21 protein-coding genes and 2 pseudogenes are annotated in these 22,645 nt (G+C 61.6%); 11 read left to right on the forward strand and 12 right to left on the reverse strand.

What is annotated here, in order from left to right; genetic code table 11:
- Nucleotides 1-19 precede the first annotated feature (19 nt).
- The 11 genes and pseudogenes from ubiE to ACP7B3_RS16890 all read left to right on the forward strand — a co-directional run bounded on the left by ubiE (nt 20) and on the right by ACP7B3_RS16890 (nt 8,215).
- Nucleotides 20-790 (forward strand): bifunctional demethylmenaquinone methyltransferase/2-methoxy-6-polyprenyl-1,4-benzoquinol methylase UbiE, encoded by a 771-nt coding sequence (ubiE, locus tag ACP7B3_RS16840; protein ID WP_106577513.1) that lies wholly within the window; start codon nt 20-22, stop codon nt 788-790.
- On the forward strand, nt 790-1,413 hold the full coding sequence (locus ACP7B3_RS16845; protein WP_145159959.1) for a ubiquinone biosynthesis accessory factor UbiJ: 624 nt from the start codon (nt 790-792) through the stop codon (nt 1,411-1,413). The genes ubiE and ACP7B3_RS16845 overlap by 1 nt, the downstream gene beginning before the upstream one ends.
- A complete protein-coding gene (gene ubiB, locus ACP7B3_RS16850; RefSeq protein ID WP_242198781.1) occupies nt 1,410-3,014 on the forward strand; it encodes a ubiquinone biosynthesis regulatory protein kinase UbiB in 1,605 nt (534 codons plus the stop codon). Before ACP7B3_RS16845 ends, ubiB begins: the two co-directional genes overlap by 4 nt.
- A gap of 41 nt (nt 3,015-3,055) precedes the next feature.
- The gene (gene hisI, locus ACP7B3_RS16855; protein ID WP_012721796.1) at nt 3,056-3,448 is read left to right on the forward strand and encodes a phosphoribosyl-AMP cyclohydrolase; all 393 of its coding nucleotides are present in this window, start codon (nt 3,056-3,058) and stop codon (nt 3,446-3,448) included.
- 2 nt (nt 3,449-3,450) lie between these two features.
- A complete protein-coding gene (locus ACP7B3_RS16860) occupies nt 3,451-3,783 on the forward strand; it encodes a phosphoribosyl-ATP diphosphatase (RefSeq protein WP_049710425.1) in 333 nt (110 codons plus the stop codon).
- A gap of 25 nt (nt 3,784-3,808) precedes the next feature.
- Nucleotides 3,809-4,087 carry a twin-arginine translocase TatA/TatE family subunit gene (locus ACP7B3_RS16865; RefSeq protein WP_242198780.1) on the forward strand — a complete coding sequence of 93 codons (279 nt, stop codon included), beginning with the start codon at nt 3,809-3,811 and terminating at the stop codon, nt 4,085-4,087.
- Between the two features lie 10 nt (nt 4,088-4,097).
- Complete coding sequence (gene tatB, locus ACP7B3_RS16870; RefSeq protein ID WP_369301646.1) at nt 4,098-4,529, forward strand: Sec-independent protein translocase protein TatB; 432 nt, start codon at nt 4,098-4,100, stop codon at nt 4,527-4,529.
- Nucleotides 4,526-5,317, forward strand: coding sequence for a twin-arginine translocase subunit TatC (gene tatC / locus ACP7B3_RS16875; RefSeq protein ID WP_106577507.1), 792 nt, complete (start codon nt 4,526-4,528; stop codon nt 5,315-5,317). Before tatB ends, tatC begins: the two co-directional genes overlap by 4 nt.
- Nucleotides 5,314-6,021, forward strand: coding sequence for a 16S rRNA (uracil(1498)-N(3))-methyltransferase (locus tag ACP7B3_RS16880; RefSeq protein WP_145159953.1), 708 nt, complete (start codon nt 5,314-5,316; stop codon nt 6,019-6,021). Before tatC ends, ACP7B3_RS16880 begins: the two co-directional genes overlap by 4 nt.
- A 277-nt stretch (nt 6,022-6,298) precedes the next feature.
- Nucleotides 6,299-7,330: pseudogene (locus tag ACP7B3_RS16885) on the forward strand (methyl-accepting chemotaxis protein); the annotation flags it as partial.
- Between the two features lie 171 nt (nt 7,331-7,501).
- Nucleotides 7,502-8,215 carry a methyl-accepting chemotaxis protein gene (locus tag ACP7B3_RS16890; protein WP_410017213.1) on the forward strand — a complete coding sequence of 238 codons (714 nt, stop codon included), beginning with the start codon at nt 7,502-7,504 and terminating at the stop codon, nt 8,213-8,215.
- 195 nt (nt 8,216-8,410) lie between these two features.
- Here ACP7B3_RS16890 and ACP7B3_RS16895 read toward each other — a convergent pair whose 3' ends face one another.
- From ACP7B3_RS16895 to hutI, 12 genes and pseudogenes are all read right to left on the reverse strand, one after another.
- Entirely contained in the window at nt 8,411-9,145 is a 735-nt protein-coding gene (locus tag ACP7B3_RS16895; RefSeq protein ID WP_369301648.1) for an amino acid ABC transporter ATP-binding protein, read from the reverse strand.
- A complete protein-coding gene (locus tag ACP7B3_RS16900; RefSeq protein ID WP_426179759.1) occupies nt 9,138-10,097 on the reverse strand; it encodes an amino acid ABC transporter permease in 960 nt (319 codons plus the stop codon). Before ACP7B3_RS16900 ends, ACP7B3_RS16895 begins: the two co-directional genes overlap by 8 nt.
- A 123-nt stretch (nt 10,098-10,220) precedes the next feature.
- The gene (locus ACP7B3_RS16905) at nt 10,221-11,018 is read right to left on the reverse strand and encodes a transporter substrate-binding domain-containing protein (protein ID WP_145159945.1); all 798 of its coding nucleotides are present in this window, start codon (nt 11,016-11,018) and stop codon (nt 10,221-10,223) included.
- Nucleotides 11,019-11,238: 220 nt separating this feature from the next.
- Nucleotides 11,239-12,039, reverse strand: a complete 801-nt coding sequence (locus ACP7B3_RS16910) for a transporter substrate-binding domain-containing protein (protein WP_145159943.1) — start codon at nt 12,037-12,039, stop codon at nt 11,239-11,241.
- 149 nt (nt 12,040-12,188) lie between these two features.
- Nucleotides 12,189-14,797: pseudogene (gene mdoH / locus ACP7B3_RS16915) on the reverse strand (glucans biosynthesis glucosyltransferase MdoH).
- Nucleotides 14,790-16,574, reverse strand: a complete 1,785-nt coding sequence (locus ACP7B3_RS16920) for a glucan biosynthesis protein G (protein WP_369301650.1) — start codon at nt 16,572-16,574, stop codon at nt 14,790-14,792. The pseudogene mdoH and the gene ACP7B3_RS16920 overlap by 8 nt, the downstream one beginning before the upstream one ends.
- Before the next feature lie 267 nt (nt 16,575-16,841).
- Nucleotides 16,842-17,279 (reverse strand): D-aminoacyl-tRNA deacylase, encoded by a 438-nt coding sequence (gene dtd, locus ACP7B3_RS16925; protein WP_078740275.1) that lies wholly within the window; start codon nt 17,277-17,279, stop codon nt 16,842-16,844.
- Entirely contained in the window at nt 17,276-18,247 is a 972-nt protein-coding gene (gene pip, locus ACP7B3_RS16930) for a prolyl aminopeptidase (RefSeq protein WP_119738084.1), read from the reverse strand. The genes dtd and pip overlap by 4 nt, the downstream gene beginning before the upstream one ends.
- Nucleotides 18,248-18,351: 104 nt before the next feature.
- Nucleotides 18,352-19,293 (reverse strand): alpha/beta hydrolase, encoded by a 942-nt coding sequence (locus ACP7B3_RS16935; protein ID WP_426179763.1) that lies wholly within the window; start codon nt 19,291-19,293, stop codon nt 18,352-18,354.
- A 153-nt stretch (nt 19,294-19,446) separates the two neighbouring features.
- Complete coding sequence (gene choX / locus ACP7B3_RS16940; RefSeq protein ID WP_426179765.1) at nt 19,447-20,382, reverse strand: choline ABC transporter substrate-binding protein; 936 nt, start codon at nt 20,380-20,382, stop codon at nt 19,447-19,449.
- Between the two features lie 242 nt (nt 20,383-20,624).
- A complete protein-coding gene (gene hutG / locus ACP7B3_RS16945) occupies nt 20,625-21,425 on the reverse strand; it encodes an N-formylglutamate deformylase (RefSeq protein WP_426179767.1) in 801 nt (266 codons plus the stop codon).
- An 11-nt stretch (nt 21,426-21,436) separates the two neighbouring features.
- The gene (gene hutI / locus ACP7B3_RS16950) at nt 21,437-22,642 is read right to left on the reverse strand and encodes an imidazolonepropionase (protein WP_145159929.1); all 1,206 of its coding nucleotides are present in this window, start codon (nt 22,640-22,642) and stop codon (nt 21,437-21,439) included.
- Nucleotides 22,643-22,645 lie beyond the last annotated feature (3 nt).

A 22,645-nucleotide genomic window follows, 5' to 3' on the forward strand; every position in this document is an offset into this window, starting at 1 on the left:
CTCTTTTGGTGACAGCGATATGACTGATCAGCGCAAAGGCAGCGATGCCGAACCCACCACTCACTTCGGCTTCAAGAACGTTCCGGAAAGCCAGAAAGCGGAAAAAGTCGCTGAGGTGTTCCACTCCGTAGCCGCCAAGTACGACCTGATGAACGACGTGCTGTCGGGCGGCATGCACCGCCTGTGGAAGCGCTTCACTATCGAGTTGTCGGGTGTACGCACCGGCAACCGCGTGCTGGACATTGCCGGCGGTACGGGCGACCTGGCCGCCAAGTTCTCCAAGCTCGTCGGCCCGACCGGCCAGGTGGTGCTGGCGGATATCAACGGCTCGATGCTCAAGGTTGGCCGTGATCGCTTGCTGGATAAAGGCGTGGCCGGCAACATCGAATTCGTCCAGGCCGACGCTGAAAAGCTGCCGTTCCCGGACAACCATTTCGACTGCGTGACCATCGCCTTCGGCCTGCGCAACGTGACCCACAAAGAAGACGCCATCCGCTCAATGCTGCGTGTGCTCAAGCCGGGTGGCCGCCTGCTGGTGCTGGAGTTCTCCAAGCCGACCAACGCGCTGATGTCCAAGGTCTACGACACCTACTCGTTCGCCTTCATGCCGTTGATGGGCAAGCTGATCACCAATGACGCCGAGAGCTACCGCTACCTGGCCGAATCGATCCGCATGCACCCCGACCAGGAAACGCTGAAGTCGATGATGGTAGACGCCGGTTTCGACCGCGTGACCTACCACAATATGACCTCGGGCATCGTCGCCCTGCACCGCGGCATCAAACCCTGATGCTGTTCGCAGGCCTTCTCGCCAGCGTTGAACACGGCCTCAACCGTGTGCTGCGCCTGGACAGCACCGCCCTGGCGCGGCTCGCGCACTTGAACGGCAAAATCATTGCCGTCGATTGCACGAGCCCCGCCTTGCAGCTGTTTATCCTGCCCAGCGATGAAGGCGTGCTGCTCGCGACCCAATGGGCCGCCGAAGCCGACTGCACCCTGCGTGCGCCCGCCTCGAGCCTGTTGCACCTGGCGCTGAGCCGCAACAAGACCGCCATCCTCCACGGCCCCGACGTGGAACTGGAAGGCGACAGCGCGGTGCTGATGGACCTGGCCGCCGTGCTGCAAGACCTGGAACTGGACTGGGAATACGAGCTGTCACGCTGGATCGGCCCCGTGGCCACTCAGTTGATCAGCGGGCACCTGCGCAGCCGCTCGCGCTGGTACCAGCAAGGGTTCGCCGCCCTCAACCAGAACCTTGCCGAATACCTGAGCGAAGAATCGCGCACCCTGGTCGGAGAACGGGAAGCGCAAGCGCGCTTTCGCGAACTCGACAAGGCCAAAATCGACCTGGAACGCCTCGAGGCGCGCGTTGAGCGCCTGAGCCGTTCCCTTGATCCAAGCGATAACGCATGAAGCTGCTCGCCGTCCGCCGTCTGTTTCGTATCCAGCGCGTCGTAATCCGCTACCGCCTCGATGACCTGCTGTTCGCCCTGCCGTTGCCGTGGTTTCTGCTGGCGGTGCGCTATGTGCTGCCGTGGCGCTGGCTCCCGCGCAGACCGCTGGAGCTGAGTCGTGGCGCGCGCCTGCGCCTGGCGTTGCAGGATTTGGGGCCGATTTTTATCAAGTTCGGGCAGATCCTCTCCACCCGCCGCGACCTGTTGCCCGAAGACATCGCCGACGAGTTGATGCTGCTGCAGGACCGCGTGCCGCCGTTTGATTCCCAACAGTCGATGAAGCTGATCGAAGAGCAGTTGGGCAAAAAAATCAGCGAAGTATTCAGCCGTTTCGACGTCGACCCGCTGGCTTCGGCCTCGGTCGCACAAGTGCACGCCGCGCAGCTCAAAACTGGCGAAGAAGTGGTGGTGAAGGTGATTCGCCCCGGCCTCAAGCCGATCATTGGCCAGGACCTGGCGTGGCTGTTCATTCTTGCGCGCGCCGCCGAGCGCTTCTCCGCCGACGCACGCCTGCTGCACCCGGTGGACGTGGTCGCCGACTACGAAAAAACCATCTACGACGAACTCGACCTGCTGCGCGAGGCCGCCAACGCCAGCCAGCTCAAGCGCAACTTCGAAGGCTCGCAGCTGCTGTACGTGCCGCAAGTGTATTGGGACTGGTGCCGCCCCAAAGTGCTGGTGATGGAGCGCATCTACGGCGTGCAAGTCACCGACCTCGCCACCCTGGCCGACCAGCGCACCGACATGAAAATGCTCGCCGAGCGCGGCGTGGAGATCTTCTTCACCCAGGTGTTCCGCGACAGTTTCTTCCACGCCGACATGCACCCGGGCAACATCTTCGTCAGCACCGTCAACCCGTGGAGCCCGCAGTACATTGCGATCGACTGCGGCATCGTCGGCAGCCTGACCCCGGAAGACCAGGATTACCTGGCGCGCAACCTGTTCGCCTTCTTCAAGCGTGACTACCGCCGCGTGGCGCAGCTGCACATCGATTCGGGCTGGGTGCCGGCAGAAACCAAGCTCAACGAATTCGAAGCGGCCATCCGCACCGTGTGCGAACCGATCTTTGAAAAACCGTTAAAAGATATTTCATTCGGCCAGGTACTGATGCGCCTGTTCCAGACCGCGCGGCGCTTCAATATGGAAGTGCAGCCGCAACTGGTGCTGCTGCAGAAAACCCTGCTCAACATCGAAGGCCTGGGCCGTCAGCTGTACCCGGACCTCGACCTGTGGAACACCGCGCAGCCGTTCCTGGAGCGCTGGATGCGTGAGCGGGTCAGCCCGAAAACCTTGCTGGGCAACCTGCAAAGCCAGGTTGAGCAACTGCCGCACCTGGCCAACATGACGCGCGACCTGCTCGAGCGCATGTCTCAGCCCCACGCCAAAGACCCCGCGCCGCCCTGGCAAAAGCGCAAGGACGATTGGTTCCTGCGCCTGCTGGGCGCCGCGCACCTGGTCGGCGGCGTGATGCTGGCCATCGGTGGGCCGTTGAACCAACTGGGCCACTGGCCGGCCGGCATCATGGTCGCCGTGGGTGTTTATCTGATCGTGCGCCGATAGCCGATCCGGTTATACACTGTCGCAAATTGCCGGAGCGGAACATGAAAGACTGGCTGGACGAGATCAAATGGGACAGTGACGGCCTGGTGCCGGCCATTGCCCAGGACTACAAGACCGGGCGCGTGCTGATGATGGCCTGGATGAACCGTGAGGCCCTGAGCCTCACTGCCACTGAGCAGCGCGCCATTTACTGGTCACGTTCGCGTGGCAAACTGTGGCGCAAGGGCGAAGAGTCCGGGCACGTGCAAACCCTGCACGAGATGCGCATCGACTGCGACGCCGACGTGGTAATCCTCAAAGTCGAGCAGATCGGCGACATCGCCTGCCACACCGGCCGTCACAGCTGCTTCTATCGCGTGTTCGAGAATGGCGAATGGAAGGTGGTCGAACCGGTGCTCAAAGACCCGCACGCCATTTACTCGGCAGGACACTAGACATGAGCGATACCCTCAACCGCGTGGCCCAGGTGCTGGAAGACCGCAAAGGCGCGGACGCCGACAGCTCCTATGTCGCCAGCCTGTACCACAAGGGTTTGAACAAGATTCTGGAAAAACTCGGCGAGGAATCCGTCGAAACCATCATTGCTGCCAAGGATGCGCAAATCAGCGGCGACTGCAGCGATGTCATCTACGAAACCGCTGACCTATGGTTCCATAGCCTGGTCATGCTCGCCCAACTGGGGCAGCATCCGCAGGCAGTGCTGGATGAACTGGACCGTCGCTTCGGCTTGTCCGGGCATGCCGAAAAGGCCTCGCGCCCGTCCACCTGAATAACTTTTACAGAGGAATTGCAGCATGGGCATTTTTGACTGGAAACACTGGATCGTCATTCTGGTGGTGGTGGTACTGGTGTTCGGCACCAAGAAACTCAAAAACCTGGGCACTGACGTGGGCGAGTCGATCAAGGGCTTTCGCAAAGCCATGAACGACGATGAAAAGCCCGCCGAACCTGCCGCCAACCCGGTCCCCCCGGCGCAGCCTGTGCACCCGCAGGCCACCCAGCCCATCACCGAGCGTCGTACCTTCGACGTGCAGGCTGAAAAAGTCCAAGAGCCGACCCGCAAAGACTCGTGAGCACTGACTAATGTTTGGTATCAGCTTCTCTGAACTGCTCCTCGTCGGCCTCGTCGCCCTGCTGGTATTGGGGCCGGAACGCCTGCCCGGTGCCGCGCGCACGGCCGGCCTATGGATCGGGCGCCTGAAACGCAGTTTCAACGCCATCAAACAGGAAGTTGAACGGGAAATCGGCGCTGACGAGATTCGCCGCCAACTGCACAACGAACATATCCTTTCGCTGGAGCAGGAAGCGCGCAAGATTCTGTCGCCGGTCAATGAGCCGAGCAAACCGACAGAGCCCGTGGCCGAGCACAGCATCGCGCCGCCGGCTGCGGCTGATGCTGCCCCCGTGATGGAACACACCCCGGCACCCACCGCACCTGCCCCGACAGCGCCAGCGCCGACGCCCGTTGCGTCGCCCGCTCCCCATGACCCTACATTGCCGCCGCGAGCCCCATGAGCGCTGATAAACCGGAAAACGACCAGCACATGCCGCTGGTCTCGCACCTCACCGAGCTGCGTACCCGCCTGCTGCGTTGCGTAGCGGCGATCTTCATCATCTTTGCCGGGCTGTTCGCCTTCACCCAGCAGATCTACACCTTCGTTTCGACACCGCTGCGCCAGTACCTGCCGGCCGGCGCGACGATGATCGCCACCGACGTGTCGTCACCGTTCCTGACGCCGTTGAAGCTGACCATGATGGTTTCGCTGTTCCTGGCGATCCCGGTGATCCTGCACCAGATCTGGGGCTTTATCGCGCCGGGCCTGTACAAGCATGAGAAACGCATCGCGGTGCCATTGCTGGTGTCGAGCATCCTGCTGTTCTACACCGGCATGGCCTTCGCCTATTTCCTGGTGTTCCCGCTGATCTTCAAGTTCTTCGCCGCCGCCACCCCGGCCGGTGTGGAGATGATGACCGACATCACCAGTTACCTCGACTTCGTGATGACGCTGTTCTTCGCCTTTGGCGTGGCCTTTGAAATCCCGGTCGCCGTGGTGCTGCTGGTATGGATCGGCGTGGTTGACGTCAAGTACCTGAAGAAAGTGCGCCCGTACGTGATCATCGGTTGCTTTGTGGTCGGCATGATCCTGACGCCACCGGACATCTTCTCGCAGACCCTGTTGGCGGTGCCGATGTGGATGCTGTTCGAGATCGGCATCCTGTTTGGCAGTTTGATCAGCAAACGTGGCGAGCATCCGGATGACCAACCCGCCGACGACGATCAACCGCCAGCGACCCAGCCGTGAACCTGCTGCTGCTTGAGGAGGCCGACTTTATCGCGGCCGACCGGGTGATCCTGCGTGATCGGCGCCTGGTGCATATGCAGGACGTCCACCGCGCAGTGGTGGGTGACAACCTGCGTGTGGGGCGCATTGGCGGGCTGATGGGCAACGCCCAACTGCTGCGCCTGGAACCGGGCGAAGCCGAACTGCAAGTCAGCTTCGACCTGCAGCCGCCGGCCAAACTGCCGCTGACCCTGCTGCTGGCCCTGCCGCGCCCGAAGATGCTGCGCCGAGTGCTGCAAACCGTCGCAGCCATGGGCGTGCCCAAGGTGGTGCTGGTCAACAGCTACCGCGTGGAGAAGAGCTTCTGGCAAACCCCGTTCCTTGAGCCCGAGGCGATTCGCGAGCAGTTGGTTCTGGGTCTGGAGCAGGCGCGCGATACGGTGCTGCCCGAGATCGTAATCGAAAAGCGCTTCAAGCCGTTCGTCGAAGATCGCCTGCCAGCCATGACCGCAGGCACCCTCGGCCTGATCGGCCACCCCGGCGACTACCCAGCCTGCCCGCGTGCGCTGGATGAACCGGTAACGCTGGCCATCGGCCCGGAAGGTGGCTGGATACCCTACGAAGTGGACCTGCTGACCAAAGCCGGCTTGCAACCCGTGCAGCTCGGCGCACGAATCCTGCGCGTAGAAACCGCCGTGACCGCCCTGCTCGCCCGCCTGTTCTAAACCTCGCCGTTTGCCTGCCAAGCGGGCTTTTTGTGGCGAGCGGGCTTGCCCCGCGTTGGGGCGCGAAGCGGCCCCAAAACGGTCAACTGGGTATGCCTGACATACGGCGTTGCTCTGACTGGGGCTGCTGCGCAGCCCAACGCGGGGCAAGCCCGCTCGCCATAAAAAACCTGCCCACCTCAAAACGCGCAACATGATCCATCGCGCCTACAGAATAATCCTGCGCAGCCGATAGCCTCTGAATAAGTCCAAGCCTTGTTCAAAGGGAGTTCGCAGTATGTATCGTTGGTTAGCCGAAAAACTGGGGAATGTGAGCGTCAACCGCAAGCTGAGCATTGGCTTTGGCTTGGTGTTAGTCCTGACGTTGTTGACCACCTTCACCGGCTGGACCGGCCTGGGCGATGTGATCAGTCGCGGGGACAAACTGGGCTTTATCTCCAGCCTCAACGGCCTGACCAAAGACCTGCGCCTGGCGCGCCTGGACTTCGAAATGCGTCGCGGCGAACAAGGCACGGATGCGGTCAACAGCCTGCTTACCCAGCTGGACAACGGCCTTAAAACCGCACAAACCCTGATCGAGCAACCCGACGACAAGGCCCTGGTGGAGCAACAACAGGAGGCCTTGAACCAATACAAAAAAGCCTTCGCCACCATGGTCCAGGCCGGCCTGAAGCGCGAAGGCGCGCGCAGCAAGCTCGGCGACACCGCCGACAACGCCGTGGCCAAGACCAATGAGGTCGAGAAGGCGCTGCTGCAAGGTGACAGCGTCACCCAGTTCAACAGCGTGGTCGACTTGAGCAAGCTGATCCAGCAATCGCGCTTCCAGGTGCGCGGCTACACCTACAGCGCCAAGACAGAGGCCGAGCAGCCTGCCCTGGATGCCATCGACAACGCCCTGAAGAAAATCACCGAACTGGAAGGCCAATTGCCTGCCCAGTACCAGGCCAACCTGCAAGAAGCCGGCGTGTCGCTGCAGGCCTATCGCGCCGCCGTCAGCCAGTACCGCGACTCCCAGGTCGCCAGCGCTGCGGCCCTGAAAATCATGACCGAGCAAGGCGATATCCTGCTGGGCCACAGCGAAAAACTCACCGTCTCGCAAACTGCAGTACGCGATGCCGACGCGGCGCATGCCAAGCAGCTGTTGCTGCTGGCCACCGTACTGGCGCTGATCTTCGGCGTGGTCGCCGCCTGGGCCATCACGCGCCAAATCGTCATTCCGCTGAACCAGACGCTCAAAGTCGCTGAGCACGTCGCCTCCGGCGACCTGAGCCACAACCTCAACTCTGCGCGCCAGGATGAGTTGGGGCAGCTGCAACGCGCCACGCAAAGCATGACCGTCGGCCTGCGCGAGCTGATCGGTGGCATCAGCGATGGCGTCACTCAGATCGCCAGCGCCGCCGAGCAACTGTCGGCCGTCACCGAGCAGACCAGCGCGGGGGTCAATAGCCAAAAGGTCGAGACCGACCAGGTGGCCACTGCCATGAATGAAATGGCGGCCACCGTGCAGGAAGTGGCGCGTAACGCCGAGGAAGCCTCTGAAGCCGCCGTGGCCGCTGACCAGCAGGCCCGCGAAGGCGACAAGGTCGTGGGTGAGGCCATCGCCCAGATCGAGCGCCTGGCCACTGAGGTGGGCAATTCCACCGAAGCCATGGGCCATCTGAAGCGCGAAAGCGACAAGATCGGCAGCGTGCTCGACGTGATCAAGTCGGTCGCCCAGCAAACCAATCTGCTGGCGCTTAACGCCGCGATCGAGGCCGCGCGTGCCGGTGAAGCCGGACGTGGCTTTGCCGTGGTCGCCGATGAGGTGCGCAGCCTGGCCCAGCGTACGCAGAAGTCCACTGAAGAGATCGAAGAGCTGATCGTCGGCCTGCAAAGCGGCACCCAGCAGGTGGCCACCATCCTGGACAACAGCCGTGGCCTCACCGACAGCAGCGTCGAGCTGACCCGTCGGGCCGGCAACGCGCTGGGCAATATTACCCGCACGGTCTCGACCATTCAGGCGATGAACTCGCAGATCGCCACCGCCGCCGAGCAGCAGAGTGCCGTGGCCGAAGAGATCAACCGCAGTGTGCTGAATGTGCGCGATGTGTCTGAACAGACCTCTTCGGCCAGTGAGGAAACCGCCGCCTCCAGTGCCGAACTGGCGCGCCTGGGGATTTACTTGCAAACCCTGGTAGGCCGCTTTCGCATCTGAGCCGCCTTGCACGGCGGCCGACCCGAGCCGCCGAATCCATTGAGCGTTTGAGCCTGTTTCGGCTCACCCGCTTGCAGGCACCGCACAATGCAGTGCCGGAGAAGATTAATCGCGGTGTGATGAGGGTGCGGTGTGCGTCGCTACACACCGCGGCCGCCGGTGCTCAATTGACCCAATCGAGCCCGGCCTTGAGGTTTACAGGACCTGGCGCAGGAAGGCCTGGGCCCGCGGGTCTTTCGGCGCGTCAAAGAACGCGGCAGGAGACGCGTCTTCCAGCAATTTGCCATGATCGAAAAACAGCACCCGGTCGGCCACTTCGCGGGCAAAACCCATCTCGTGGGTGACGCAGACCATGGTCATGCCTTCCAGGGCGAGGGTCTTCATCACGTCCAGCACTTCACCGACCATTTCCGGGTCCAGCGCCGAAGTAGGCTCGTCAAACAGCATGACCTTGGGTTCCATCGCCAACGCGCGGGCGATGGCCACGCGCTGTTGCTGTCCACCGGACAAACGTGACGGAAACTCGTTGGCCTTTTGCGCAATACCGACCTTTTCGAGCAGCGCCAGGGCCTTGGCCTCGCGCTCTTGTTTGCCGCGCTTGCGCACGACTTTTTGCGCCAGGCACAGGTTTTCCAGCACCGTCATGTGCGGGAACAGGTTGAAATGCTGGAACACCATGCCGACTTCGCGGCGGTAGGCGTTCACGTCGGTTTTCGGGTCAGCCAGTTGCAGGCCGTCGATGCTGACGGAGCCCGAGTCGAACGCTTCCAAACCATTCAGGCAACGCAGGAAGGTGGATTTGCCGGAACCCGACGGGCCGATCACCACCAGCACTTCGCCCTTGGCGACTTGAGTGGTGACGTGGTCCACCGCGCGCACCACGTGACCACGGGTATCGAAGACTTTTACCAGATCGCGGACTTCAATCACTTTGCGCGAGCCTCCGCTCAAGCCGGCTGGCCATTTTCGACAGCGGCAGGTTGATCAGCAGGTACAGGCCTGCCACACAGAACAGGATTTCAAATGGCGAGAACGAGGTGGTGATCACCTCGCGGCCACTTTTGAGCAGCTCGGTAATCGCGATTACCGACACCAGCGACGTGTCCTTGACCAGGCTGATAAATTGCCCGGCCAAAGGCGGCAGCACACGCTTGAACGCTTGCGGCAATACCACATGGCGCATCGACTGGCCGGCACTCAGGCCCAGGGAACGCGCGGCTTCATTCTGGCCGCGGGTGATCGACTGCACACCGGCGCGCACGATTTCCGCCACATAAGCGCCAGTGAACAGCGACAGCGCCGCGATCCCGGCAAACTCCCGCGACAGATTGAGCACCGTGCCGATGAAGAAATAGAAAATGAAGATCTGCACCAACAGCGGCGTACCGCGTACCAGCTCGACGTAGATCGTCGACAGGTCGCGCAGGGTCGGGTTACTGGACAGACGGCACAGGCCGGTTGCCAAACCGATCGCCAGGCCGAGAATGCCGGACACCACCGAGAGCCACAATGTGGTCCACAAGCCCCACATCAACGGCCCCAGCGCCCAATGCCGGGTCACGCCCACCACGTCGCCCTCGGCAACATCGTCGCCACGCGACACTTGCAGGCTGTTGTCGGCCACGGTGAGCTTTTGCTCAGTGCCGGCGTCGTTGCGCAGGGTCACTTCAGCGACGTCGCCTTTGTGCACCAGTTCCACCACGGTGGAGATGTCGGCGGCGCGCTGCGACGTTTCGGCCTGATAGGCGAAGTACTGCGGCACGCGGTTCCAGCGCCACTCGTAAGACATCAGCGAGGTGGCGTAGTACAACGCGCCAGCCAGGCCAACCAGCACGACCACGGTCAGCAGGTGCCAGGGCCATTGGGCTTTTTTCTGTTTCATTTCACTTTCCGAAGATGTATCGCCTGGCATGCCGTCATCGCGGGCAAGCCCGCTCCCATAAGGGAACGCATTTCAACTGTGGGAGCTGGCTTGCCTGCGATGAAGTCGACTGGGTGTCAGCCTTTATTCCATGTCCTTGAGCCACTCGGCGCTCTTGAACCACTTGTCATGGATGCGATCGTAGGTGCCGTCGTTGCGGATCTGGTGCAGGAAGTTATTGATGTAGTTGAGGCTGTCGTAATCGCCTTTTTTCAGGCCAAACGCCAACGGCTCGAAGGTGAAGGGTTCTTCCAGGAACACCAGTTTGCCGTTGCCGACCTTTTTCTCGGCAACCACGTTGTACGGCGCGTCATACACAAAGGCATCAGCCTTGCCGTTGACCACGTCGAGCACGCCTTCCTGCTCGTTGTCGTAGCCGTGGTACTTGGCTTTGGAGATCAGCTTTTTGGCGACCATCTCACCGGTGGTGCCCAGCTTGGAGGTCAGGCGGTATTTCTCATCGTTGAGGTCTTTGTAGGACTTGATGGTGCCTTCCAGGTCCTTGCGAATCAGCAACGTCTGGCCGACCACGATGAAGGGTTCGCTGAAATTGAGTCGCAGGTTGCGTTCCTGAGTCAGGGTCATGCCGCTGCCGATCATGTCGAACTTGCCGGTCAGGAAGGCCGGGATGATGCCGTCGTAACCGGTGGACACCAGCTCCAGTTTGACGCCCATCGATTTGGCCATGGCCTTGAGGATGTCGACTTCAAAGCCGATGATGTCACCGCGCTTGTCTGTCATTTCGAACGGCATGTAAGTCGGGTCCATGCCGACTTTCAGCGTGCCGCGCTTGACCGCATCATCGATGGCGCCAGCGTGGGCCGCAGTGGCCGCGACCAGCGCGGTGACGCCGAGCATCAGCATCGAAAGATACTTTTTCATCATCAAGTCCCCTGAACGGTTCTTATAAAGTCGGCGCGCAAAAGGGCTGCACCAATTCGGGGTGCGATCCTACCCCACTCGCTGCCCGTCACAAAGGTTTCACGGGTAAATGTTCCCTGCGTATGTCGGAAAAGCCCCACAACGGTGCAGCAACGCGCAGGGTCAGACAGGTTCAGCAGGAGAGCGCGGCAACGTCTTGATAGATAAGTGGTTATGACGATCAATCAATCTCGGCCATCCAGGCGGTGTCCTTGAACCACTTGTCGTGCAGGCGATCGTAGGTCCCGTCCTGGGCCACCTGGCTAAGAAAGTGGTTGATCCAGTTGAGGCTGTCGTAATCACCCTTTTTCAACCCGAACGCCAGAGGCTCGAAGGTGAATGGCTGCTCAAGCGCCAACAGTGTGCGGTTTTCCGGCCGGGCCATTGCGATCAGGTTGTAGGGTGCGTCATGAATGAAGGCATCGGCATTGCCCTCCACCACCTGCCGCACGCCCTCTTCCGCGGTGGCGAAACTGCTTAGCCGGGCCGCCCCGAGAAAGCGTCGCGCCGCTGTCTCTGCGGTGGTACCTGCCGTGGCGGCGATCCGATAACCCGCTTCGTCGAGGTCTTCGATACTGGAAATTTTGCCGGCCAGGCTCGGATGCAGCAGCGCGGTTTGGCCAACCACGATGAAGGAGTCGCTGAAATTGAGCTTCAGATTGCGCTCTTGAGTGACCGTCATGCCGCTGCCGATCAGATCGAACTTGTTCGCCATCAGCCCCGGTACCAGGTCGGTATAGGGCATGGTGACCAATTCGAGTTGGACGCCCAAGGCGTGGCTCATGGCCTTGAGCAAATCGATCTCGAAGCCGACGATGCGTCCCTGCTTGTCCGTCATCTCGAAGGGTACATAGGCGGGCGTGGTGCCGACCTTAAGCACGCCACGGCGCACGGCGTCATCCAGGGCGCCGGCACTCAGCAGACCCGCGTACACCCATGCGACAGCGCCTGTCAGCCACGCCCAACAATAGCTTTTGCTCATGATTCCCCCTGTGACCTCGTCAATTCGAGGGGGCGATGCTAACCCAGCCACAGGCACGGCAATACGTCGCGAACAAAGGACTTTTGTTTCGAAATAACAAGGCGTTAGTGCGTAGAGGAAGAAGCGCGAAACGCTGTAGGACCAGCGCTTCAAACGCCCCCGAGGTGGGCCCTCGGGGGCGTATGAATCAGGCCGGTTGAGCCTGGGACGACAGCGGTTGCAGCGGCAGCAAAGGCGCGTGCGGGTCCGCCTTGATCGAGGCACGCCAGGCGCCGAGCCACTCGGCGTGGCCTTCGCTCCAGACTTGCTGGTGCAGGCGAGCCAGGGCGACCGGATCGCTGAGCAGCGCCACGCGCTCGCCGTTGTTGAGGCCGGCAGGGCCGACTTTCAATGCGTGGCGGACACGCTCCTGACGCAGATGCTCGATCGGCTCCGCTTCACGGTGACGCGAGGTCGCCAGGGCGCAGGCCAGCGCATTCTGCTGCGGGTCGACGACCGAACGCACAAACCCGTCGTTCAGCGCGTGCCAACGGTTTTCGTGGGTGTACTTCTCGGTCGACAGCAAGGCTTGCGGCGGATTGTATTCCTCAGGGATCAGGAACAGGCTCTCGTCGCGGGACTTGAGGCCCAGCTTCACGCGGCTGGAAATCACCGACACCGGAATCGATAGCATCAGCGAACCGACAATCGGGATCAGCCACCACAGGAAGCTTGGGTTCAGCCACACCACCAACAACGCCCAGAGGAAGCCGAGCAATGTTTGCGGACCGTGACGTTTGACCGCCTCGCTCCACGGCGTGGAGTCGTCGTCACGCTGCGGCGAGTTCCAGGTCGCAGCCCAGCCGAGGAACGCGGCGAGCACGAAACGGGTGTGGAAGATCATCCGCACCGGCGCCAGCAGCATCGAGAACAGCATCTCCAGCAGCATCGACAAGGTCACCTTGAACTTGCCGCCGAACTCTTTCGCGCCCTTGGCCCAGATCAGGATGATGCTCAGCAACTTAGGCAGGAACAACAGCACGATGGTGGTGGAGAACAGCGCCACCGCCTTGTCCGGATGCCATTGCGGCCACAGCGGGTACAACTGGCGTGGCGCCATGAAGTACTGCGGCTCCATCAGGGTGTTCACCGCCAGCAACGCCGTCGACAGCACCAGGAAGAAGAACCACAACGGCGCCGACAGGTACGACATCACGCCGGTCAGGAACACCGCGCGGTGCACCGGGTGCATGCCTTTTACCAGGAACAGGCGGAAGTTCATCAGGTTACCGTGGCACCAGCGACGGTCACGCTTGAGTTCGTCCAGCAGGTTCGGCGGCAGTTCTTCGTAGCTGCCCGGCAAGTCGTAGGCAATCCACACGCCCCAGCCGGCACGGCGCATCAGCGCTGCTTCAACGAAGTCGTGGGAGAGGATCGCACCGGCAAACGCGCCTTTACCCGGCAACGGCGCCAGGGCGCAGTGCTCGATAAACGGCTTCATGCGGATGATCGCGTTGTGGCCCCAGTAGTGGGATTCACCCAGCTGCCAGAAGTGCAGGCCAGCGGTAAACAGCGGGCCGTACACACGGGTGGCGAACTGCTGCATGCGCGCATACAGGGTGTCCATGCCCGACGCACGCGGCGCGGTCTGGATAATCCCGGCATCCGGCGTGGCTTCCATCAGGCGCACCAGGCTGGTCAGGCATTCGCCGCTCATCACGCTGTCGGCGTCGAGGACCACCATGTACTTGTAGTCACCGCCCCAGCGACGGCAGAAGTCATCGAGGTTGCCGCTTTTGCGTTTGACGCGACGGCGACGGCGGCGATAGAAGATCTTGCCGAACCCCCCGGCTTCGCGGCACACGTCAAGCCAGGCTTGCTGTTCGGCGATGCAGATATCGGCTTCGTTACTGTCGCTGAGGACGAAGAAATCGAAACGGTCCAGATCGCCCGTGGCGGCCACCGATTCGAAGGTGGCGCGCAGGCCGGCAAATACCCGGGGCACGTCTTCGTTGCAAATCGGCATTACCAGCGCGGTGCGGGCGTCTTTGGGAATCGGCTCGTCACCGGCACTTTTACCGGAAATCCGGTATTTATCGTGACCGGTCAGCAGTTCCAGAAAGCCCATCAGCGCGGTCCAGAAACCGGCCGAGACCCAGCAGAACAAGATCCCGAACATGATCAGGATGCTGGTTTGCAGGGCGTAAGGCAGGACTTGGGTCGCGGTTTGCAGCAAGGTCTGGTTGCGTACTTCGTCGAAGTCGACCAGTGACCAGCCCTGGTACGGCATGATGCCTTTCATGTACCAGCCAGCAACGATGGTCTGACCGAGCATCAAAATCAGCAGGATGTAGCGGCGGATCGAACCGACGGTACGCCAGCGCGCGGCCGGCAGTACACGATCGTCCTTGGGCGGCTTCGGCGGGTTGGTGCGACCGGTCATCCGGCGCCAACCGCGCACCAGAATGTTGGTGCGCCAAGGCTCAGGCACCACTTTGGTCCGACGGATCGGCGGCGTGGCCTTCAGGCAAACCCGGCCGCTGGCGTCGAGCGCAAGCATTTCCGCGTCTTGCAGCTCTTCGGCGGTGTTGAGGGTCAGCCGACGGCCGACCGACGCTTGGGCAGCGTCGGTTGGTGCATCGAAGGTCGCGGACGAAAGCCGCTCATGCAGCTCGCTGAAGGACGTGCAGCCCGCCAGCTCGGCGCGCTGCTCGGCGGTCATCGGGAGGTGCGCCAGGTACTCGGACAGAGTCTCGGGCGTGGCTTGAGAATTACTCATCGGCAGGCAACTGATAGCTCCAGGTTTCGGTCAGGACGTGTTCTGTCTTGGCCGGCTCCGGATTAGAGAGTGGCGTGGCCGGGGCAGCTTCTGGCTGCTTGGCTTCCTTGTCTTTGGCTTCTTTCGCGTCTTTTGCTTCTTTAGCTTCTTTAGCTTCTTTCTTGGCCTGCTTCTCGTGTTGCTTGGCCAAGAGCTTGTCGGCCTTGATCACTTGGGTCGACGCTTTTTCAGGCTCCGGCTGCGGGATGTCCTGGACCAGGGCCGCACGCATTTCAGTCGGTTTGCCTGCGTCCTTGATCTTCATCCGCAGGGTCAAGCGCCAGCCTTTGGTGTGTTCGTTGTAACGCACGCTGTTTTCAACGATTTCGGCGTTGTCGCCGACACTCACTTGGCTGCGCACCGCGGCGTCTGCCGGCAGGGCTTTGAGGGACGGGCCCTCGAAGTCAACCAGGTAGGCCACGCTGCCGTCCGGCTGACGGATCAGGTTGGATTGCTTCACGTCACCGGTCGAACGCAGGGTCTGCTTGACCCAGGCGCTGTCGGCCGGGTGCAGGGCTTTCTCGTCCATGGTCCAGTGCAGGCGGTAGCTGATGTCCAGCGGCTCGCCGACTTTTGGCAGCTCGGCCGGGCTCCAGAACGCAACGATGTTGTCGTTGGTTTCATCGGCGGTCGGAATCTCTACCAAATCGACCGAACCCTTGCCCCAGTCGCCTTCAGGCTCGATCCAGGCGCTTGGGCGCTTGTCGTAGTTGTCGTCTAGGTCTTCGTAGTGGCTGAAGTCGCGGCCGCGTTGCAGCAGGCCGAAACCACGCGGGTTTTCGATGGCAAAGTTGCTGACCGACAGGTGTTTAGGGTTGTTCAGAGGGCGCCAGATCCACTCGCCATTGCCGGCATGGATCGACAGGCCGCTGGAATCGTGCAGTTCACGACGGTAGTTGAGCACCTTCGACGGCTGGTTCGCACCGAACAGGAACATGCTGGTCAGCGGGGCAACGCCCAGTTTGCTGACCTTGTCGCGCAGGAACATCTGCGACTTGACGTCGACAACGGTGTCGGTGCCAGGGCGCAGGGTCAGGCGATAGGCGCCGGTGGCGCGTGGGGAGTCCAGCAAGGCGAAGATCACCAACTGCTTTTCACCCGGTTTTGGACGCTCGATCCAGAATTCGGTGAAACGCGGGAATTCTTCACCGGACGGCAATGCAGTGTCGATCGCCATGCCACGGGCAGACAGGCCGTACGACTGGCCTTTGCCGACGACGCGGAAGTAGCTGGCGCCAAGCATGGTCATGATTTCGTCTTGCTTGTCGGGCGTGTTGATCGGGTACAGCACACGGAAACCGGCATAACCCAGCTGTTCAGTGGACTTGGGATCGTATTTTACGTCGCCGAAATCGAAACGCGTCGGGTCGTATTTGATTTCCTGGACGGTGTCGGCGGTGACTTCGTTGATTTTCACCGGCGTGTCGAAGTGCATGCCCTGGTGATAGAAGGACAGCTTGAACGGCGTGTTCTGATCGGCCCACTCGGCTTTTTCGTTACGGAAACGAATCTTCTGATAGTCGGCGAATTTCATTTCGCGAAATTCGTTCGGCAGATTGCTGCGCGGAGCTTCGTATTTCTGCCCGGCCAGCTCTTTTGCCTTGGCCGACACATCATCCAGACTGAATGCCCACAGTTGACCCGCGCCGAACAGGCAAAACAGGGCAGAGCCCGTTACCAGTGCGTTTCGTAACCGTTTGGCAGACAATTTTGGTGCATTACAGGGACTAACAATCACGAGCAACCCTCGCCGAAAACAGATCAAAAAACCAACGGCCAGCTATCTATATGCCAGGTTGGCGAGCATTGTTCCGACTCCCTTGGGTCAAAATGATTCCCCATTGGTTTGTCGGACAAGTCTCTACCTAAGTCAAAAATGGACCAAACAACGCTGATCCCCGTAGCGCGCGATTATCTAGTAGCCCGCGAAACAACGCATCAGGGACAACGAAGTATTTGTAGCGAAACCCTGCGTTTTTAGGCATTAACGTCGTTTTTAATACATTCATGTCTGTAAGAGGAAGGTCACAGGGCCATCATTGACCAAATGCACCTGCATATCCGCCCCAAAACGCCCTGACGCCACCTTGCCATGCAATTGTTGCGCTTGTAACAGCAAGTGATCAAAAAGCGCTGCTCCCAGCGCCGGAGGGGCCGCCGTGGAGAAGCTTGGCCGCAGGCCGCTTTTGGTATCCGCCGCCAGGGTGAACTGCGACACCAGCAGCAAACCGCCGCCAATGTCTTTCAAGGACAGGTTCATCTTGCCCTCGTCATCACTGAATACCCGGTAGTTAAGCAGCTTGTGTAACAGTTTGTCGGCGCTCTCTGGGGTATCTGAAGGCTCAACGGCGACCAGCACCAGCAAACCCTGGTCAATTGCGCCTACGACCTCGCCCGCCACTTCGACGCGGGCGCCACGCACCCGTTGCAACAGGCCCTTCATGCTTCTTCTGGCGGCAGATCAAGCAGGCGCCGTGCCATTTCGCCGGTTGCACGCACCAAGGCATCGGTAATGCCGGGCTCGGACGCGGCATGGCCGGCCTCGCGAATCACCTGCAGCTCACTGTTGGGCCACGCCTGATGCAGCTCCCAGGCATTGTCCAGCGGGCAGATCATATCGTAGCGCCCGTGAATGATTACGCCAGGCAAGTGGGCGATCTTGTGCATGTCTCGAATCAGCTGGTTGGGTTCCAGGAAGGAGTTGTTGGTGAAGTAGTGGCATTCGATACGTGCGATCGACAGCGCGCGCTGCGGCTCGGAAAACCGCTCGACATGCTGCGGGCTCGGGCACAGGCCCAGCATGCGGCCTTCCCAGCCGGACCATGCCTTGGCGGCGTGCATCTGGGCGATCTGGTCGTTGCCGGTCAGGCGTTTGTGGTAGGCGGCGACCAGGTCGTGACGCTCATCCGCCGGGATCGGTGCCAGGTAGTCCTGCCAGTAATCCGGGAACATGCGGCTCGCGCCTTCCTGGTAAAACCAGTGAATGTCCTGGTCGCGCGCCAGGAAGATCCCGCGCAGGATCAGGCCATGCACGCGCTCGGGATGGGTTTGCGCGTAAGCCAGCGACAGGGTCGAGCCCCAGGAGCCGCCAAACAGCACCCACTTTTCGATGCCCAGGTGCTCGCGAATGCGCTCAAGGTCGGCGACCAGGTCCCAGGTGGTGTTGTTTTCCAGGCTGGCGCGAGGCGTGGAGCGTCCGCAGCCGCGCTGATCGAAGGTGACAATGCGGTACAGGTTCGGATCAAAGTAGCAGCGGCTCTGGGCGTCGCAGCCGGAGCCCGGGCCACCGTGGATAAAGACGACGGGCAAGCCTTCGGGGGAGCCACTTTCATCGACGTACAGGGTGTGGGTGTCATCGACGGCCAGATCGTGCCGGGCGTAGGGTTTGATCTGCGGGTACCAAGTCTGCATTGCGCGCTCCATAGGGTGTCGGGTTCATCCCTGAGGGGACGTCTATTATTTTTGCCGTCTGGCATCATAAACCCGAATTGTGCAATGAGCATGTCCTTGAGCACTTAGACCTGTGTCAGCCCTTCGCTCCCCAGGCAGCGCCGCACGTAGCCCAATAGATAGTCGTAGAGCTGATCCACCTGCGCCACTTGGCCGCGCGCGCGCAAGCAGCCGTGGACCAGGCCTTTGCCGGGATACAACACCGCCTCCACAGTTGCCGCCCGCAGGCGTTCGGCATACAGCATGCCGTCATCGCGCAGCGGGTCGAACTGCGCCACGGCGATCAGCGCCTTGGGTAAACCGCTGAAGTCCTTGGCCAGCAGTGGCATGGCATAGGCCGATGGCGTGTCCGCGCCCGGCAGGTAGAGCGCCAGGTAGCAGTCGGTGTCGGCGGTACTGAGCAAGGGCGCATCCATGCAGTCACGGCGCGACGGCAGGTCCGCCGCGCCGCCCAAACCTGGGTAAATCAGCACTTGGGCGCGGGGCAGCGGCTGGCCGTCATCGCGCAAACCCAGGCACAACGCCGCAGCCAGATTGCCGCCCGCGCTGTCGCCCATCACCACCAGGCGCTGCAGGTTGATGGCGTGCGGCCCCTGCCCGGCCTGGATGGCCTGCCACACTGCGCGGCAATCCTGGTATGCCGCCGGGAACGGGTGTTCCGGCGCCAGGCGGTAGTCGATGGCGATCACCAGTACTTCAAGCGTGCTGGCCAGCTCGAAGCAGATGAAGTCATGGGAATCCAGCCCGCCGACCACCCAGCCGCCGCCGTGCATATAAAGCAGGCATGGCCAGCCTTCGGTTGGCGCGGGCGCCGAAGGGAGATAGCTGCGCACGCCGACTGCACCGAGGGCAAAGTCAGCGACTTGCAGCCCTGCTGGCTTCGGCGGGGTGAATGCCTGGCACATGCGGTCGTAGTTACGGCGTAAACCTGCGAGCGACGAGTCGTCGCTGCTGAAGGATTCGGTTTTAGTGACGAAGGCCGCAAGCTGCGGAGAAATCGGATACATGCGCAAATATCCCTAATCGCTGTAGATCAAGTGTGGGAGCTGGCTTGCCTGCGATAGCGGTGTGTCAGCCACTTGTGAATGACCTGATACGCCGCCATCGCGGGCAAGCCCGCTCCCACATTTGCCCTGTGTGTTTGAGCTACCGTGCCTGGCTTAGGGTTTGAGGCTGGACTGGACGGCCGCGACGCCATCGCCGCCATCAAACGCTGTCACCCCAGCCAGCCAGCGCTGCAAATCCTCGGGGTGCTCGCGCAACCATTGCTTGGCGACGTCCTGCGGCGATTGGCGCCCCATGATCGGCACCATCAACTGGCTTTCCTGCGCGGCGGTGAAGGTCAGGTTTGTCAGCAGCCGGTTGGCGTTGGGGCAACGCTCGGCGAAATCCGGCGCGGTCACGGTGGACACCGTGGCCCGACCTTCGTCAGCGCCAAACACATCTTCGCTGCCGGTGAGGTAAGCCATTTTCATGTTGATGTTCATCGGGTGCGGGGTCCAACCGACAAACACGACAAACTCCTTGCGGTTCACCGCACGCTGTACGGCCGCGAGCATGCCCGCTTCACCGGAGGCAACCAGCTTGAAGCCGCCCAGGCCAAAGTGGTTGGTGTCGATCATTTTCTGGATATCGGTATTCGCACCACTGCCGGGCTCGATGCCGTAGATTTTGGCCCCGAGCTTGTCCTTGAAACGCGCAATGTCGGCAAAGGTTTTCAGCCCGGCATCGGCCACGTATTGCGGCACCGCCAGAGTGGCCTGGGCGTCAGACAGGCTGGGCGTGTCGAAGACCTTGACCTGCTTGGCGGCCAGGAATGGCGCGATGTTGTTGTCCATCGCCGGTTTCCAGTAGCCGAGGAAGATATCCAGGCGCTTGTCGCGGATGCCGGCAAAGATGATCTGTTGCACGGCGCTGGTCTGTTTGCTGTCGTAGCCCAGGCCATTGAGCAGCACGTCAGCCATGCCGGAGGTGGCGACCACGTCGGTCCAGCTGACCACGCCCATGCGTATGGCTTTGCAGGATGCAGGTTCTGCGGCCATGGCGTTGGCGCTGATCAAAGCGGCGCCGGTGAGGATCAACAACAGTCTTTTCATGGATGAGGTCTCACTCGGCAGCTTTATTGTGGGGAGTGGCGTCTGGCGCGCCCTACCCACAACCTTACCCAGCGGGACCTCTGTCAACACGACCTGTGGCGACCGGCAGTTGCACTGGGGCGACTGTGAGGGCCTCTTCGCGAGCAAGCCCGCTCCCACATTGGGACCGCGTTCTCCTGCTGGAGCTCGGCCAAATGTGGGAGCGGGCTTGCTCGCGAAAGCTATTTCAGCAGTACCAAAAATTACCGGTAGTGCTTCTGCCCCCAGGCCAACAACCCTTCCAGCAACTGCTTCAACACCACCCGTGTCGGCTCGGCCAAATCCGGCCGATAACGAAACGGCTCAAACTCCTCCATATAAGCGCTCTGGCACAACTCCAACTGCACCGCGTGAATATCCTGCGCCGGGTCGCCGTAATGGCGAGTGATGTGCCCACCCTTGAAGCGCCCGTTAAGCACATGGGTGTACTGCGAATGCTGAGCGCAGATGCCTTCCAACTGGCTGGCCAGTTCCGGGTCACACGCCGCGCCGTTGAAGGTGCCGAGGTTGAAGTCCGGCAGCTTACCTTCAAACAGGTGCGGGATCACCGAGCGGATCGAGTGCGCATCAAACAGCAGCGCGTAGCCGAACTCGGCCTTGAGCCGCGCCAGTTCCTCTTGCAGGGCGCGGTGGTACGGCCCCCAAATCTTCTGCAGGTAAGTGGCGCGCTCCTCGGCGGAAGGCTCCAGGCCTTCGCGAAATAACGGCACGCCGTCGAACAATGTCGCCGGGTACAGCCCCGTAGTGGCGCCGACATACAGCGGCTTGTCGTCCGATGGCCGGTTCAGGTCGATCACAAACCGCGAGTACTCTGCCGACAAGGTGCTGGCGCCCAGATCTTCGGCAAAGTCATACAGCGTGGGAATATGCCAGTCGGTGTCCGGCAGGCTGTGTGCCTCGGGGATCAGCCCGGCTTGCACCGCAGGCGTCAGGCGCAGGCCCGCGTGGGGCATGCTGATCAGCAGCGGCACTCGGCCTTGTTTGAAGTTCAGAACCTTATCCACAGCAGTGCTCCTTAAACAGTGACATCGACGCCGTGGCGCACCACGCGTTTATCCAGTTCGCCGCCCAGCCAGTAGGCCAGGTCGGCGGGGCGGTCAATCTGCCAGGCGACAAAGTCGGCGACCTTGCCCACTTCCAGCGAGCCGTGGGTGTCGCCCATGCCCAGCGCGGTAGCCGCGTGTTGCGTGGCGCCGGCCAGGGCTTCTTCCGGGGTCATGCGGAACAGCGTGCAGGCCATGTTCAGCATCAGGCGCACCGACAGCGCCGGCGAGGTGCCGGGGTTGAGGTCGCTGGCGATGGCAATCTTCACGCCGTGCTTGCGCAGCGCATCCATCGGCGGCAGCTGGGTTTCACGCAGAAAGTAGAACGCGCCCGGCAGCAACACGGCGACAGTGCCCGACGCGGCCATGGCGATGGCGTCGTCCTCGGTCATGAATTCCAGATGGTCCGCCGACAGCGCGTGGTAACGCGCGGCCAGGCTTGAGCCATGCAACGAAGAGAGTTGCTCGGCGTGCAGCTTCACCGGCAGGCCAAGTTGCTGGGCGACCTTGAACACACGCTCGACCTGTTCCGGGGAAAACGCCAGGTATTCGCAGAAGGCGTCCACCGCGTCCACCAGCCCTTCGGCTGCCAGGGCCGGCAGCATCTCGTGGCAGATGTGGTCGATGTAATCGTCGGCGCGGTCCTTGTACTCCGGCGGCAATGCGTGCGCTGCCAGGCACGTGGCGCGCACGCTGACCGGCAGAGCTTCGCCGAGGCGACGGATGACCCGCAGCAGTTTGCGCTCGCTGGCCAGGTCCAGGCCGTAGCCAGACTTGATCTCCACCGTGGTCACGCCGTCACGCAGCAAACTGCGCAGGCGCTTGTGCGCGCTGGCAAACAGCTCATCTTCAGTGGCCGCGCGGGTGGCGCGCACGGTGCTGGCAATACCGCCTCCCTTGGCCGCGATGTCGGCGTAGCTCACGCCTTCAAGGCGCTGCTCGAATTCGCCGCTGCGATTGCCGCCGAACACCGTGTGGGTGTGGCAGTCGATCAGCCCGGGGGTGACCCACGCGCCTTGCAGGTCATGCACCTGGGCGTAATCCGCCGTCGGCGCCTGGCTGCGGGGGCCAATCCACTCGATGAGCGAATTGGCAGTGACCATGGCGGCATCCTCGATGATCGAGTATTTGCCGTCTGCCATGGTTGCGACGTGGCAGTGTTGCCAAAGCGTTTTCATCAA

Source organism: Pseudomonas sp. TWRC1-2, from assembly GCF_049896685.1.
GTDB lineage: Bacteria > Pseudomonadota > Gammaproteobacteria > Pseudomonadales > Pseudomonadaceae > Aquipseudomonas.

What these genes read in the sequence shown, in the direction of transcription:
- ACP7B3_RS16905 (WP_145159945.1), bottom strand. Translation starts at nt 11,018, where the DNA reads ATGAAAAAGTATCTTTCGATGCTGATGCTCGGCGTCACCGCGCTGGTC.
- hutI (WP_145159929.1), bottom strand. Translation starts at nt 22,642, where the DNA reads ATGAAAACGCTTTGGCAACACTGCCACGTCGCAACCATGGCAGACGGC.
- ubiE (WP_106577513.1), top strand. Translation starts at nt 20, where the DNA reads ATGACTGATCAGCGCAAAGGCAGCGATGCCGAACCCACCACTCACTTC.
- ACP7B3_RS16910 (WP_145159943.1), bottom strand. Translation starts at nt 12,039, where the DNA reads ATGAGCAAAAGCTATTGTTGGGCGTGGCTGACAGGCGCTGTCGCATGG.
- ubiB (WP_242198781.1), top strand. Translation starts at nt 1,410, where the DNA reads ATGAAGCTGCTCGCCGTCCGCCGTCTGTTTCGTATCCAGCGCGTCGTA.
- ACP7B3_RS16890 (WP_410017213.1), top strand. Translation starts at nt 7,502, where the DNA reads ATGAATGAAATGGCGGCCACCGTGCAGGAAGTGGCGCGTAACGCCGAG.
- ACP7B3_RS16845 (WP_145159959.1), top strand. Translation starts at nt 790, where the DNA reads ATGCTGTTCGCAGGCCTTCTCGCCAGCGTTGAACACGGCCTCAACCGT.
- choX (WP_426179765.1), bottom strand. Translation starts at nt 20,382, where the DNA reads ATGAAAAGACTGTTGTTGATCCTCACCGGCGCCGCTTTGATCAGCGCC.
- ACP7B3_RS16935 (WP_426179763.1), bottom strand. Translation starts at nt 19,293, where the DNA reads ATGTATCCGATTTCTCCGCAGCTTGCGGCCTTCGTCACTAAAACCGAA.
- dtd (WP_078740275.1), bottom strand. Translation starts at nt 17,279, where the DNA reads ATGAAGGGCCTGTTGCAACGGGTGCGTGGCGCCCGCGTCGAAGTGGCG.
- ACP7B3_RS16860 (WP_049710425.1), top strand. Translation starts at nt 3,451, where the DNA reads ATGAGCGATACCCTCAACCGCGTGGCCCAGGTGCTGGAAGACCGCAAA.
- tatC (WP_106577507.1), top strand. Translation starts at nt 4,526, where the DNA reads ATGAGCGCTGATAAACCGGAAAACGACCAGCACATGCCGCTGGTCTCG.
- hisI (WP_012721796.1), top strand. Translation starts at nt 3,056, where the DNA reads ATGAAAGACTGGCTGGACGAGATCAAATGGGACAGTGACGGCCTGGTG.
- ACP7B3_RS16900 (WP_426179759.1), bottom strand. Translation starts at nt 10,097, where the DNA reads ATGAAACAGAAAAAAGCCCAATGGCCCTGGCACCTGCTGACCGTGGTC.
- tatB (WP_369301646.1), top strand. Translation starts at nt 4,098, where the DNA reads ATGTTTGGTATCAGCTTCTCTGAACTGCTCCTCGTCGGCCTCGTCGCC.
- ACP7B3_RS16865 (WP_242198780.1), top strand. Translation starts at nt 3,809, where the DNA reads ATGGGCATTTTTGACTGGAAACACTGGATCGTCATTCTGGTGGTGGTG.
- pip (WP_119738084.1), bottom strand. Translation starts at nt 18,247, where the DNA reads ATGCAGACTTGGTACCCGCAGATCAAACCCTACGCCCGGCACGATCTG.